This is a genomic window from Glaciimonas sp. Gout2 (assembly GCF_035018905.1).
In the GTDB taxonomy this organism is placed as follows: Bacteria; Pseudomonadota; Gammaproteobacteria; order Burkholderiales; family Burkholderiaceae_D; genus Glaciimonas.
The window spans coordinates 1-13,561 of the sequence record NZ_JASJXA010000013.1; the positions used below are offsets into that span (position 1 = coordinate 1).

A 13,561-nucleotide genomic window follows, 5' to 3' on the forward strand; every position below is an offset into this window, starting at 1 on the left:
GAGTTATGTGAGGTCAGAGATGCGTCCTGGGACGTTAGTGAAAGTGTTTTTCAACTTTTAGGAGGGTGCATTTTTATGAATTTTATCTTAAACATATGCGACAGGAAGGGCTGCAATTGCTCTACCAGTAAAGTCATGATTTCCTGGTTATCGGGAAGTTTTTTATAAACCAGAATTTCATGCCGTTTCATTGGCATCATTTAAATAAAAAAACAGAGGAGATCGTTATGATTTGCAAAAAAAATTTAGCGCTATGCATGACAGTAATACTTTGTGCAATAACCTTTTCACCATCAACTTCAGCTGCACCGTTAAAAATCGGGATGTCTTTTCAAGAATTAAATAATCCGTATTTCGTCACCATGAAGCAAGGATTGATGGATGCTGCGGCCAGCATTGGCGCCACGGTGATAGTGACCGATGCCCGACATGATGTCTCCAAGCAAATTAGTGATGTCGAGGATATGATTCAGAAGAAGGTCGATATCTTGTTGATTAACCCAACCGATTCGGTAGGTATTCAATCAGCCGTTAAGTCTGCACACGCCGCGGGGGTGGTGACGGTAGCGGTGGATGCGCATGCGGACGGTCCGGTGGATTCTTTTGTCGGGTCCAAAAATTTCGATGCCGGTCAGATGGCCTGCACTTATCTTGCCAAGAGTCTTAATGGCAGTGGAGATGTGGCGATTCTTGATGGGATTCCTGTGGTCCCGATTCTTGATCGGGTGCGAGGTTGTAAGGCGGCATTGTCAAAGTTTGCCGGAATTAAGATTGTTACCATCCAGAACGGTAAGCAGGAGCGGGATCAGGCGCTGACCGTCACTGAAAACATCCTGCAAGCAAATCACGCACTAAAAGGTATGTTTAGCGTTAATGACACTGGGTCGATGGGCGCGCTATCGGCCATTGAAGCTAGTGGCAAAGATGTCAAGCTGGTGAGCGTGGACGGTGCACCAGAAGCGATTGCGGCAATCCAAAAAAATAACTCCCGATTTATTGCAACCGCAGCGCAATATCCACGCGACCAGATACGGCTGGCCCTCGCGATTGCATTAGCAAAAAAATGGGGAGCAAACGTGCCGCCCACTGTGCCGGTTGACGTCAAGTTGGTGGATAAGGCCGCTGCTAACACATTCCGTTGGTAGTCGTCGCACTCTCACGACGTCATGGTGAGAGTGCGCTCTGATTTTTGATCGATTGTGCGAGGCGACAATGAACACGATTTTGAAATTGGAAAATGTTTCAAAAAGTTTTCCTGGTGTGAAGGCGTTGTCCGATATTAATTTGTCTGTTAATAAGGGAGAAATTCATGCCCTATTGGGCGAAAACGGCGCCGGCAAGTCAACTTTGATGAAAGTCCTCAGTGGGATTTATCGTCCTGATAATGGTCAAATTTTTGTGAATGGCAATCTACAAAATTTTTATAGTTATAACGATGCAATCCGTGCTGGCATCGCCATTATTTTTCAGGAATTCAGCTTGGTGCCGTATCTGAATGCCGTGGAGAATATTTTTTTGGGGCGCGAGCTGACGAACGGGTTTGGTTTGCTATCAAAGGCAAGCATGCGTCAAAAGGCGCAGCAGATATTTAATAAGCTGAAAATTAATATCAACCTTTCTGTCGGTATTAGCAAACTCAGTATCGCCCAACAGCAGTTCGTCGAGATAGCTAAAGCATTGGCATTAAACGCCAAAATTCTTATTTTGGACGAACCCACAGCGACGCTCACACCCATGGAAGCAGAGCATCTTTTTAGCGTTATGCGTGATCTTAAAGAAGATGGCGTGGCGATGATTTTTATCTCGCATCACATGGACGAAATATTTGAAGTGTGTGATCGGATCACTGTTTTACGCGATGGAAAATACGTGGGGATGGTCGATACGTTAGCTTCCAATGTCGATAGTTTGGTGGAGATGATGGTAGGCCGGAAACTAGAAAGTAACTTCCCGCCCAAGCCAGTACATCGGTATTCTGAACGCGTGGTGCTGGAGGCAACGGACGTACGCATCGATAAGGATGGGCCGAGTAATAGCTTCACCCTTTACGAAGGTGAAATTCTCGGTTTTGCGGGTCTGGTCGGTTCGGGTCGCACCGAACTGGCGCGTGCGGTCATCGGTGCCGATCCCACCGCGCATAAGACGGTGTACGTGAATGGTGTGTTAGCTGCCTTGCGCGACCCTGCCGAGGCTCTGGAAAGTGGTATCGGTCTTTTGCCTGAGAGTAGAAAATCCGAAGGCCTGATTATCGATTTCAGTATTAAAGACAATATATCTATCAACAATTTAGGCAAATACGTGGGTCAGGGTTGTTTGATCGATAGGACTGCTGAGCGCTGCGCGAGCCAGTTAATGATCGACAAAGTCGGTGTTAAAACATCCAGTTTGAACGCTTTGGTATCAACCTTGAGCGGAGGTAACCAGCAGAAGGTGATCATCGCTCGCTGGCTTAATCATCATTGCAAGATTCTTATTTTTGATGAGCCGACACGCGGCATTGACGTTGGGGCAAAGGCCGAAATTTATAGTCTGATGCGGGAGTTAACGCTACACGGCTATTCGATCATCATGATTTCTTCAGAGTTACCAGAAATAATCGGTATGTGTAATCGAGTGGCGGTATTCAAACAAGGATCAATCGTCAAAGTGCTAGCGGCGGATTCTATCAATTCGAGTGAGGTAATGCGCAATGCAACCACCGGTAAACATTAATGCACGTCATTTTTCAGAAAAACCTGCGTATTCATTTACAGGGCTACTGGAACAACTAAAAAAATCTCCTGCCTTTTTTCCGTTTGTAGGGCTGCTTCTCGTTTGTCTGGTTGTGACCGCCACGACTGACGACTTTCTGTCTGCTGCTAATCTTGTCAATATCGCGCGGCAAGTTTCTATTAACGCGATCATAGCGGTCGGCATGACGTGCGTGATTTTAAGCGGTGGTATCGATTTGTCTGTCGGGGCTGTTATGGCGCTTACCGGAACGATCACTGCTGGTCTTATGGTGGCAGGCATACCGGCAGTGTTTGCTATCCTCATCGGACTGGTGGCGGGGATTCTGTTTGGAATGGCAAATGGCTTTTTTGTCGCCTATGCCAAGATGCCGCCGATTATTGTTACTCTCGCCACGATGGGCATTGCCCGTGGACTGGCGTTGATTTATACCGGTGGCTATCCGATTGGCGGCTTACCTGACTGGTTTGAATTTTTCGGTCGGGGCAGTGTCGCCGGCATCCAGACGCCCATTTTGATCATGTTAATGGTGTTCGTTATTGCCTATATCGTACTTGACCACACGCCGATTGGTCGCTACATCTACGCGATCGGTGGCAATGAGGAGGCCACGCGGTTAAGTGGTGTGCGTGTTCCTCGTTACAAACTTATGGTCTACGCGATTAGTGGCTTTACTGCGGCAATTGCCGGATTGGTGCTGACATCGCGACTAATGAGCGGTCAGCCTAACGCGGGCGTCTCGTTCGAACTTGATGCGATTGCGGCAGTCGTAATGGGAGGAACCGCAATCAATGGCGGCCGCGGATCCATTCTCGGCACGTTGGTTGGCGCATTGATGCTCGGCGTACTCAACAATGGCCTGAATATGATGGGAGTATCTCCTTACCTCCAGAATATTATAAAGGGCGTCATTATTCTGCTCGCTATTTACATTAGTCGCAGCGCAAGCAAATAAGCCTGATTGTCCTCTGTGGGCAATCATACAGTTAACTATTTTATGGAATTAATCATGGGGGAAACTAAAATTCAAGCTGAATCAGAAAAAGTGACATTCTTTAAAAATACTATGCAAGCAGTGGTCTGCCACGGGCCGAAGGATTACCGACTGCAAAAAATCAGGCGACCGATTGCCGGCTACAAAGAGCTGGTGATCAAGATTGCAGCCTGTGGTATTTGCGCCAGTGACTGCAAGTGCCACTCTGGCGCAGCCATGTTCTGGGGTGGTGAGGGACAGCCATCGTGGGTTAAGCCCCCCGTCGTTCCTGGCCATGAGTTTTTCGGTTACGTAGTTGCAGCGGGGGAGGGCGGGGAGGAACATTTTGGTGTTAGGATCGGCGACCGTATTATTGCCGAACAGATTGTGCCTTGCGAGAAATGCCGATACTGTAAATCAGGAAAATATTGGATGTGCGAAGTGCACAATATTTTCGGCTTCCAGCGTGATGTCGCAGACGGTGGAATGGCAGATTACATGCGTATTCCACCGACTGCGATCGTGCATCAGATTCCAGACAGTCTGTCGTTGGAAGATGCGGCTTTGATTGAGCCGATGGCATGCGCTATTCATACTATCAATCGTGCAGACATTCAGTTTGATGATGTAGTCGTCATTGCTGGCGCCGGTCCACTCGGTTTGATGATGGTACAGGTTGCACGTTTAAAAACGCCTAAAAAATTGGTGGTCATTGATTTAGTTCCCGAACGCTTGAATGCGGCGCTGCAAATGGGCGCGGATATGGTTATTAACCCGTCTGACGATGATGCAAAGGTGATTATTGATTCGCTTACCGATAGCTATGGTTGTGACGTGTATATTGAAACGACAGGCGTGCCGGCCGGTGTCACTCAGGGTCTTGAGCTAATTCGAAAATTGGGCCGTTTTGTAGAATTTAGTGTGTTCGGGAAGGAAACGAGCGCTGACTGGTCAATTATCGGCGACCGTAAAGAGCTTGATATCCGTGGCGCGCATCTGGGACCGTATTGTTATCCGGTTGCCATTGATTTGTTTGACCGAGGTCTGGTCACTTCCGAAGGTATAGTTACACACACTTTTTCACTGGATGAGTGGGAAAAAGCATTCGCTCTTGCTAATTCGCTTGATTCGATCAAAGTGCTGCTCAAACCAACGTCTACCTAAGGCATCGCATGGATTACCGCATGGATTACGTTATTGGCGTCGATATAGGTACTCAAAGTACCAAGGCATTGCTGGTTGATAGCGCTGGTCGGATTATTGCTCAGCACGCCAAGGGCTATCAACTGGATACGCCAAAACCGCTTTGGGCCGAGCAATGGCCTTCGGTCTGGTGCGAGGCGGTCATGGAGTGCATCAAGCAGGTAGTAGAAAAAAGTGGGTTACCCGCTGAACAGATCAAAGCGGTCTGCGTCAGTAGTTTATACGGCGGTGCGGGCATCCCGGTTGATGCGTGGATGAAACCACTGCATCCGTGTCTTATCTGGATGGATCGACGCGCCAATGAAGAAGTTAAGTGGATTAAGGAAACAATCGATCAGGAGCGACTATTCGATATCACTGGCAATTCGGTTGATAGTTACTATGGCTTTACCAAGATGCTGTGGATAAAGAATAATCGCCCGGATGTGTGGCAACGGACGCATTTGTTTCTTCCGCCAAATAGCTATGTTAACTACTTGCTATGTGGAGAAGTGGCGATTGATCATAGTTCGGCTGGGAACATTGGCGGTATCTATGATGTGCGAGCACGCGCCTGGTCGAAAGAACTGCTGGCTGAATTCGGTATTCCTCTTGCAATGATGCCGCCGCGTCTGGTCGATTCCAGCGATGTGGTGGGTGGATTGCGGTCTGAACTGGCTGCGTGTCTTGGGCTTGCCGCCGGCACACCAGTTGTGGCGGGCGGTGTTGACGCAGCTGTTGCGACCTTTGCAGCGGGCGTGACTCGGGCAGGAAATCATGTGGCCATGATCGGCACCAGTATGTGTTGGGGCTATATTAATCAGCAAGTCGATGCGCGTCACGGCCTGATTAGCATGCCGCACGTCCACAACAGCCAAAAAGATCTTTATATCTTTGGTGGTGCAATTACGGCTGGCGCTTCCGTAAGTTGGTTTCGGGATACATTTTGTCAGACGGAGATTGAGGCGGCAAAGTATGTGGAGGCTGGCGATGTCCATCAAATTCTGGAAGAAAAGACGAAACAGATTCCTGCGGGATCGGACGGAATCCTATTTTTGCCTTACTTGATGGGAGAGCGCAGCCCAATCTGGGATGCAAAGGCCAGTGGTGCTTTCGTCGGTCTAAGCCTGTTTCATACACGAGCACATCTTTATCGGGCCGTATTGGAGGGCGTCAGTTTCGCCCTCAAACATAATATTGAGGCAGGTGCAAAAGGAGCACAGTCTCTCGATGCCAAACTGATTGTGGTCGGCGGCGCTGCGCATTCAGATTTATGGATGCAAATCATTGCCGACGTTACTGGTTATCCCGTCTACACCATTGAACAGAATGTAGAAGCTGCTTTGGGAGCGGCGCTGCTTGCGGCTGTTGGTGTTGGATTGGTGGATAACCAAACGGCGGAAAAAGGTTGGGTGACGCTGGTTTCCCGAACTATACCTAATCCAACGGATAGTCAGATTTATCGCAAGGCATATGCGCTTTATGTTGACCTTTATCCCGCATTGAAACCGATAATGCACAGACTTCAGAGCGATTATGCGGGCGGGTTTGACGGGGACACGTGCGTATAAGGTGAAACTAAAATACTTGAATCTGCGGTAAGCAAAGAAATCAGCAGATTCTCATGTGCGCCCAAAAAAATCGTGGGACCGTTAGTTGCACCAGTAGTGCATAAAAAGCCCAATCCCAGCTGCACTTGAATGCAATAATCAAAAACTACAAAAAATAATAATAAGAAATCCTACTCTTCATCTTTCCGTTATTAGCGCCTCTGCACTATCAAGGTCATGTTGCGTAAGATCGACACCAACGTCATAGTTGGCCACGTCCCTAGTTATCTCGTATTGCAAAAGCTTTTTGTTGCGCTCGCCTGTATACTTAAAGGTATTAGAAATAGAGCAACGGCCATAACAAAGTATGCAATATTTAATACAGGATTTCTGGCGCTCGGGACGGACACAATGACAAAATTAGCACAAAATCGTACGTTAAGTCGTACTTCAAACTTTGATACACCGGTGCAGCAGTTGGAAGCACAGGAAGCTGCGTCTGAGCTTACCGAGCTCGCGGATCTGCTTGCTCATCACGATAATCTCTATCATGCAGAAGATGCGCCGGAAGTAAGTGACGCTGAATATGACGCGTTGCGGCAGCGTAATAACGCCATTGAAGCCCGCTTTCCCGAGTTGATACGCTCTGATAGTCCGTCGCAAAAAGTAGGGGCTGAGCCAGCTAAAGGATTTAAGAAAGTCATCCATCGTGTACCGATGTTGTCGTTGGATAATGCCTTTGTCGAAGACGATATACAAGGCTGGCTCGACGGAGTTCGAAATTTTCTCCGCGAACTCAAAGACTCAGACGTTATCGTTGAGATCGATTGTGAGCCAAAGATTGATGGTTTGTCTTGTTCATTACGTTACGAGAACGGAATACTGGTTTCTGGGGCCACGCGGGGAAGTGGTGGCGTGGGCGAAGATATTACCGCCAACGTCAAGACCATTAGCGATATACCAAAGAAGTTACATGGTGATGGTTGGCCTGCAATTTTGGAGGTCCGCGGCGAAGTCTACATGACCGATGATGGTTTCCTAAAACTTAACGCTGAACAAGAAGTGGTCGGTGGAAAAATCTTTGCGAATCCACGCAATGCCGCCGCCGGGAGTATGCGTCAGCTAGACGCAAGCATCGCCGCCAAGCGACCGCTGCGTTTCTACGCCTACACTTGGGGTGAAATTTCAGAAGCTTTCGCTGGCACGCAATGGGAAGCGCGCGCCAAGTTTAAAACCTGGGGCTTTGCGCTGAACGAACCAAGCCGTCTGGTGGAGGTGACTGAAACCTCACTGAGTGCGCTTGTCACTTACTATGAAGATATTGAACGCAAGCGCTCATCGCTTGGATTTTCAATTGACGGGATTGTTCTCAAGGTTAATCGCCTTGATTGGCAAAACAGGCTTGGTTTCGTCAGCAGATCGCCACGATGGGCAACTGCTTGGAAATTTGCTCCGGAACGTGCGCAAACGGTAATCAATGCAATTGAGTGCCAGGTTGGGCGCTCAGGAAAAATCACACCAGTTGCCCATTTGGCACCCATTAGTGTTGGTGGCGTCCTCGTGCAGAGAGCAACCTTGCATAACGCAGATGAGATTCAACGTAAAGATGTACGTGTCGGTGATACGGTGATTATTCAACGCGCGGGTGATGTAATTCCCCAGATCATTGGCGTGGTGCAAGACGCACGTCCCGAAAGCAGCATTCCCTATATTTTTCCGACGCATTGCCCTGTGTGCGATAGCCTGGTGGTGAGAGAGGACGGTGATGCAGGGAGTTTTTGCACTGGTGGATTAGTGTGTGCCGCGCAAGTAATTGAGCGTTTGAAGCACTTCGCATCTCGGGATGCATTTGATATCGAGGGCTTGGGCGAGAAGAATATTGCACTTTTTTATGAACGAGGGCTGATTAAAACGCCAGTTGATATCTTCACTTTGGAAGATCGGGATGGCAAGAGCGACAAAGATGGCCGCTCGCTACCGCCGCTACGTTTGTGGGAAGGTTGGGGTGATACATCTGCGGCGAAATTGTTTGCTGCAATCCAGCGCGCTAAAGTCATTTCTCTGGATCGATTTATATACGGCTTGGGAATACATCAGGTGGGACAGGCCACCGCTCGCCTGCTTGCTAAACATTATTTGTCACTGGATGAGTGGCGCAAATCTATGGATGCTGCGCAAAATCCCGATTCGGAAGCCTACGCCAACTTACTCTCAATCAATGGGTTGGGAGAAAGTATGGTGAATGACATCCTTGGTTTTATTGCTGAACCGCATAACAGTGAGGTGCTTGACGCGCTGACCGGCAATCAAGCATCCGCAGAGCCACTTGTTACTGTTATAGATTTCGAGCGCCCTTCCGCGCTTTCTGCCGTTTCTGGAAAAACAGTTGTTTTTACAGGAAATCTGGACACGATGAGTCGTAACGAAGCGAAAGCCCAAGCAGAAGCATTGGGCGCCAATGTCGCAGGATCGGTATCTAAAAAAACCGACTTTGTAATTGTCGGTGCAAGCGCGGGTTCAAAAGAAAAGAAAGCGCGTGAACTTAATCTGACGATACTGACCGAGGTGCAATGGCTGGAACTAATTAACATTCAAACTCCTCTTTTTTAATGTTATACAGACAATAATTGACGCATAATCAAGGCACTGGGCTACAGTCTTTGATCAATGGGATAGATTGTTTTGCGAACCTCCCGGCGAAAACCAAGTCAAATTCTTAGTTAAATAGAAATTTATTCTGAAAAGCAATCCTAGCTGAACGCGTTCAGAGGAGCTGGACACTAGCGAGAATGGCCAGTTTCGTCGTCAAGGGTTTAAGGCACGCTGATACAGGGCAAGCTTTGTCCAAGCTTAGTAACGCGGAAGACTTCATCGAACAGCCTCCGCATAAATTGATTTACGCACTCTTTTAGAAAGCGATCATGACAAAAATTAGAAAAGCAGTATTCCCGGTAGCCGGGTTGGGTAGCCGTTTTTTGCCAGCCACCAAAGCGCAGCCGAAAGAAATGCTTCCGATTGTCGATAAACCTTTAATTCAGTACGCTGTTGAGGAGGCTGTCGCTGCGGGTATTACTGATATGGTATTTATTACCGGTCGGAACAAACGAGCGATTGAAGATCACTTCGATACCGTGTATGAACTTGAAAGTGAATTGGAAGCAGCCGGAAAAATCAGGCTGCTGGATCTGGTGCGTAATGTTATTCCTAAGCACGTAAATTGTATTTTTATCCGTCAATCGGCACCGTTGGGTCTTGGGCACGCGGTACTGTGCGCACGCCCTGTCATTGGTGATGAACCGTTTGCGGTATTGTTGGCAGATGACTTTATGGATGTCGACGCGGGCCAGCGCTCGGTATTAGCGCAAATGACCGACGTGTTTGAGCAAGAGGGTAGTAGCGTATTGGCAGTGCAGGATGTGCCGCGCGCGGACACTAAACAATACGGGATCGTCAGTATTGACTCTTTTAAACCAAATTTGGAACGCGTAAATAGTATCGTTGAAAAGCCACTTCCTGCGGATGCACCGTCTACATTGGCGGTCGTCGGAAGATACGTACTGACGAATGGTATTTTCGACTGTCTGGAAGCGACGGGTAAGGGCGCTGGCGGTGAAATTCAATTAACCGATGGTATTGCGGCATTGATGGAAAAAGAAAAGGTATTAGCATACCGCTACGCTGGTCAGCGCTACGATTGTGGTTCGAAATTAGGCTATCTGAAAGCAACGTTGGCAATGGGCCTCAAGCACCATGAAACCGGTCCTGAGTTCGCTGAATATCTGAAACAATTTCAGTAAATTTCCTTCGGCACCTTCTAAACCCTGAAGTATTGCGCCTGTGATTCTCACAAGCGCTTCTCTACATAATGCGGAGCAGGTCAGCGTGGACTGCCGTGAGGGTTTCAAAAAAAATCTCATGAAAAAAACTTTCTTTAAGATATTTCCGATCAGATGCGTGGAAAAAACAAGTGGCTGTGTTACAGACTAGCTGTTTAGTACCGTGCAATCATATCCCGATTCGTAGTTGGCCTTACTTCAGAGCAAAGGCGCGCTTAGATGCCCTGATTAGCAGTTTTCGGTGCAATAATCTTGAACCGGACACTGCTCTCATGGGGAGATAAACTGCATGGGTTCTACCATCCACCATATCCCGCAACCGGCGATTGATGGAAAAACCCCGATTTAAGCCCTCAAAAAATGGCAGCAGGAAAAAACCGAATCTGTTTTTAAAACGCGGTTATATCAAACGGGACTAAACAGGTAATCCCACACCAAAGGATCAGTTTTCTGGTGCAACGTCCCGGCTTCTACCCAAGCAGGTTTGGTCTTCAACAGGGTCTAAACCAGGCGCGGATCATTTTCCTTTTACTCATGCATGAAGCCCCACCACAATGGTTTGTCTTCCTCAAAATAGCGGATGCGATCGCGATGTGCGTGAACAAAGTTCACGTGCGGGTGTGACACGTCGCAGTTGGCGCGCCATGCACCGCTGACCGGGGTAATTCATGCTGCGTCTTGATTTTTTTGAGAATGGCGGGCCAGCAGCCTCACGCCCGAAGCCGCACAAAAAACAATACCCGAGCACAGACCGAACCCAATACCGAAAAGGACTTCTTCATAGTTAATTTCTGCAGAAGATCCGTTTAGTAGTCGTGCATAAAGGAACAATGTCACAGGCCCGAGCGCAGCGCACCAGATGCACAGGCGCACTGACGATAGGGCCTGTTTTCGCCGCAGCCATAGAGCCATCGGCACAACCAATACAAAGGTGATGGAGTAAGTGAAAAAGCCGCCAATGCACATGATAGCAAATAGCGCTAGCCGCAAATCATAGAAGACTGCAATAGACACTTCATCTGTACATCCTATAAAGAAGGCCACGAGGTAAATGCACATACACAAGGGAACTATCAACGGTGATATGAGAGCCCCCTTCCATAAGCTTCGAGTGTGCTGGTATGCTTTTATGGTCATATTTTTTTTGAGATTAGGCAGAATTTATGTGAATGCAATTAGGCTTACATCGGCGTCATCCGACTGAGCCACGTTGCGCTGTGCGAGTCGGTGATCAATGCCCAAAAGTCCAACCCTATTTGGGCGCAGGCTTATATAGCTTTGCAAATGCAGGTAGGGCAGAGCGGGCACAATTTATCATCCTTTTTCCTGTTTCTTGCAGCTTAGGATCTGGGTCACTAAGCAGCGAAGTACCTAATACGTATTGCGATCCGTAGCTACCTTTCATTGCAGAGAATCGATCCAAAAAACCATTGTCCGAGAATCCAGTCGCTTCCAGAGCAACCCCGAATAAACCATAAAGTGAGCCAATTTTTTTCTCTTGCAACCATTCCGTTACCTGCAATAGACGATACCGTTCAAGGTAGCTCATTTTATCGTGGTGCTTTCTACCTAATAGTCGATAAATTTGTACGCGTGCCAACCAATTCCCTTTTGCCGCAGCTGATACTAGATTCCTCCAGATGGTATTAATATTTTTTGCATAATATTTTCCCTTCTTAGAATGTGGATCTGAGAGTGTTGCAATAGTTGCTTCCAAAAACTCGTTCACCGCGTCCATGTCAGGAATGTCGCCAATCTGAGCGGGATTTTTGCATGCGAACTGATTCAGATCAATGGTGCCGACATCCATATCAATGCCCATTTTTTCAAATAATTTTGAAGTTCGCTCTTCAAAAACCTCACTTGACCAGATAGGTGGTAATTTTCCTAACCAGGCTAGCTCATCATCGTTGGCAGCAGCTTGCTTCTTATAATCGTTCTGCATTTCTTCTTCGCGTAATTTATCTGTTTCTTTTTTTGCTTTTGTCGCAGCATCATCTTCAATATCGATCGGTAATTTATATTCGTTGCACTCTTTTCCCTTTGGATTCACTTTTAGACGTTGGTCATTGCTCAATAGAATGACGTAACAACTCGTTTTAATATAATTTTTAATGTAACCCTTTCCCGCTTTATCGGTAAGTCCATGTTTAACGAATTGCCCATCGCGATAGAGCGTGTAAGGTTCAGGAATATCTTTAGAAAATCCGGATAGGGAAAATTCAAAAGGTTTATCAGTTTTCGGCGGATTGAGCGGCGCCGCATGCAGTGTCGCAGACAGGCAAAAAATTGTAAGAATTCGAAAGAGAAAAGAACCCGGAAATTGAGAAAATTTACTACTTATATTGCGATGCATATTGATCCGATAAAAAATATTAAAAAAGTCGTTCCCAGATAGCTGCCAAAACGCAAGATACAAGAATTTAGTGCAAAATTACGAGCGCACGCGCAGTGCTTAGGGAAACGACTTAGATACGGAAGTTGAAAAATTTATCGGAACATTAATACGAAGAAAACATAAATTGACATCACGCTTCCAAAACCGATAGCAGGACGGTATTGGGAAGGTGAAGCTGAAGGTATGCTCGGCTGTGCTGCAAACCAATCGTGCTGTAAACCGAGAATGTAGTTTCAAAGGAATATTTCATTACTTTCGAATCTCACTGAACTGAGGTTAAAATAAGGTCCTTCCAATACTCTGCTTCTCGATTGATTCTATGAGCGTTCGTGAAATTCTAAAAATGGGTGATCCGCGTCTGCTGTTGAAAGCAGAACCGGTCACCGACTTTAATACCTCCGAGCTAGAAGCGCTGATCGCCGATATGTTTGACACCATGCATGCGGCAAATGGTGCTGGTTTGGCCGCACCGCAAATCGGCGTCAACTTACGCATCGTTATTTTTGGTTTTAAAAATAGTGTCCGCTATCCTGAGGCTGAGCCAGTACCCGAGACAGTGTTGATCAACCCGGTGTTGCGGCCCTTGTCAGATATCACCGATGACGCCTGGGAAGGTTGCTTGTCAGTGCCAGGGATGCGCGGCGTGGTGCCGCGTTGGACTAATTTGCATTACGAAGGTGTCGATCAGTACGGTGCCCCGATTAGTCGCACGGTTGATGCATTTCATGCGCGGGTTGTTCAGCACGAGTGTGATCATTTAGATGGCGTTTTGTATCCAATGCGGATCAAGGATTTAGCACTTTTTGGCTATACTTCTGTGTTGTTTCCAGAGTTAGATCCGGATGATGACGACTGACGAAACTCTGACGTACAAGATGTCATTTTGTAGGAT

10 protein-coding genes are annotated in these 13,561 nt (G+C 47.4%); 8 read left to right on the top strand and 2 right to left on the bottom strand.

Annotation, left to right across the window (positions count from 1 at the left end; translation table 11 throughout):
• Positions 1-257: 257 nt before the first annotated feature.
• The 7 genes from QN379_RS11070 to galU all read left to right on the top strand — a co-directional run bounded on the left by QN379_RS11070 (position 258) and on the right by galU (position 10,232).
• Entirely contained in the window at positions 258-1,145 is an 888-nt protein-coding gene (locus QN379_RS11070; RefSeq protein WP_322239634.1) for an ABC transporter substrate-binding protein, read from the top strand.
• A 67-nt stretch (positions 1,146-1,212) separates the two neighbouring features.
• Positions 1,213-2,712, top strand: a complete 1,500-nt coding sequence (locus tag QN379_RS11075; protein WP_323506670.1) for a sugar ABC transporter ATP-binding protein — start codon at positions 1,213-1,215, stop codon at positions 2,710-2,712.
• A complete protein-coding gene (locus QN379_RS11080; RefSeq protein WP_322239630.1) occupies positions 2,690-3,685 on the top strand; it encodes an ABC transporter permease in 996 nt (331 codons plus the stop codon). The genes QN379_RS11075 and QN379_RS11080 overlap by 23 nt, the downstream gene beginning before the upstream one ends.
• A 54-nt stretch (positions 3,686-3,739) precedes the next feature.
• A complete protein-coding gene (locus QN379_RS11085; protein ID WP_322239628.1) occupies positions 3,740-4,867 on the top strand; it encodes an alcohol dehydrogenase catalytic domain-containing protein in 1,128 nt (375 codons plus the stop codon).
• Positions 4,868-4,887: 20 nt separating this feature from the next.
• Complete coding sequence (locus QN379_RS11090) at positions 4,888-6,456, top strand: FGGY-family carbohydrate kinase (protein WP_322239626.1); 1,569 nt, start codon at positions 4,888-4,890, stop codon at positions 6,454-6,456.
• A 390-nt stretch (positions 6,457-6,846) separates the two neighbouring features.
• Positions 6,847-9,045, top strand: a complete 2,199-nt coding sequence (ligA, locus tag QN379_RS11095; RefSeq protein ID WP_322239624.1) for an NAD-dependent DNA ligase LigA — start codon at positions 6,847-6,849, stop codon at positions 9,043-9,045.
• A gap of 311 nt (positions 9,046-9,356) precedes the next feature.
• Complete coding sequence (galU, locus tag QN379_RS11100) at positions 9,357-10,232, top strand: UTP--glucose-1-phosphate uridylyltransferase GalU (protein ID WP_322239622.1); 876 nt, start codon at positions 9,357-9,359, stop codon at positions 10,230-10,232.
• Between the two features lie 705 nt (positions 10,233-10,937).
• On the opposite strand, the gene QN379_RS11105 is transcribed toward galU, so the two are convergent.
• Together QN379_RS11105 and QN379_RS11110 are read right to left on the bottom strand one after the other, a co-directional pair.
• On the bottom strand, positions 10,938-11,285 hold the full coding sequence (locus tag QN379_RS11105) for a hypothetical protein (protein ID WP_322239620.1): 348 nt from the start codon (positions 11,283-11,285) through the stop codon (positions 10,938-10,940).
• Between the two features lie 238 nt (positions 11,286-11,523).
• A complete protein-coding gene (locus QN379_RS11110) occupies positions 11,524-12,627 on the bottom strand; it encodes a hypothetical protein (RefSeq protein WP_323506671.1) in 1,104 nt (367 codons plus the stop codon).
• Between the two features lie 361 nt (positions 12,628-12,988).
• Between QN379_RS11110 and def the strand changes: the two genes are divergently transcribed.
• Positions 12,989-13,525, top strand: coding sequence for a peptide deformylase (def, locus tag QN379_RS11115; protein ID WP_323506672.1), 537 nt, complete (start codon positions 12,989-12,991; stop codon positions 13,523-13,525).
• Positions 13,526-13,561 lie beyond the last annotated feature (36 nt).

Bases quoted from the DNA above. Each gene is read 5' to 3' on its own strand.
- QN379_RS11070 (WP_322239634.1), top strand. From the start codon at position 258: ATGACAGTAATACTTTGTGCAATAACCTTTTCACCATCAACTTCAGCT.
- QN379_RS11075 (WP_323506670.1), top strand. From the start codon at position 1,213: ATGAACACGATTTTGAAATTGGAAAATGTTTCAAAAAGTTTTCCTGGT.
- QN379_RS11080 (WP_322239630.1), top strand. From the start codon at position 2,690: ATGCAACCACCGGTAAACATTAATGCACGTCATTTTTCAGAAAAACCT.
- QN379_RS11085 (WP_322239628.1), top strand. From the start codon at position 3,740: ATGGGGGAAACTAAAATTCAAGCTGAATCAGAAAAAGTGACATTCTTT.
- QN379_RS11090 (WP_322239626.1), top strand. From the start codon at position 4,888: ATGGATTACGTTATTGGCGTCGATATAGGTACTCAAAGTACCAAGGCA.
- ligA (WP_322239624.1), top strand. From the start codon at position 6,847: ATGACAAAATTAGCACAAAATCGTACGTTAAGTCGTACTTCAAACTTT.
- galU (WP_322239622.1), top strand. From the start codon at position 9,357: ATGACAAAAATTAGAAAAGCAGTATTCCCGGTAGCCGGGTTGGGTAGC.
- QN379_RS11110 (WP_323506671.1), bottom strand. From the start codon at position 12,627: ATGCATCGCAATATAAGTAGTAAATTTTCTCAATTTCCGGGTTCTTTT.
- def (WP_323506672.1), top strand. From the start codon at position 12,989: ATGAGCGTTCGTGAAATTCTAAAAATGGGTGATCCGCGTCTGCTGTTG.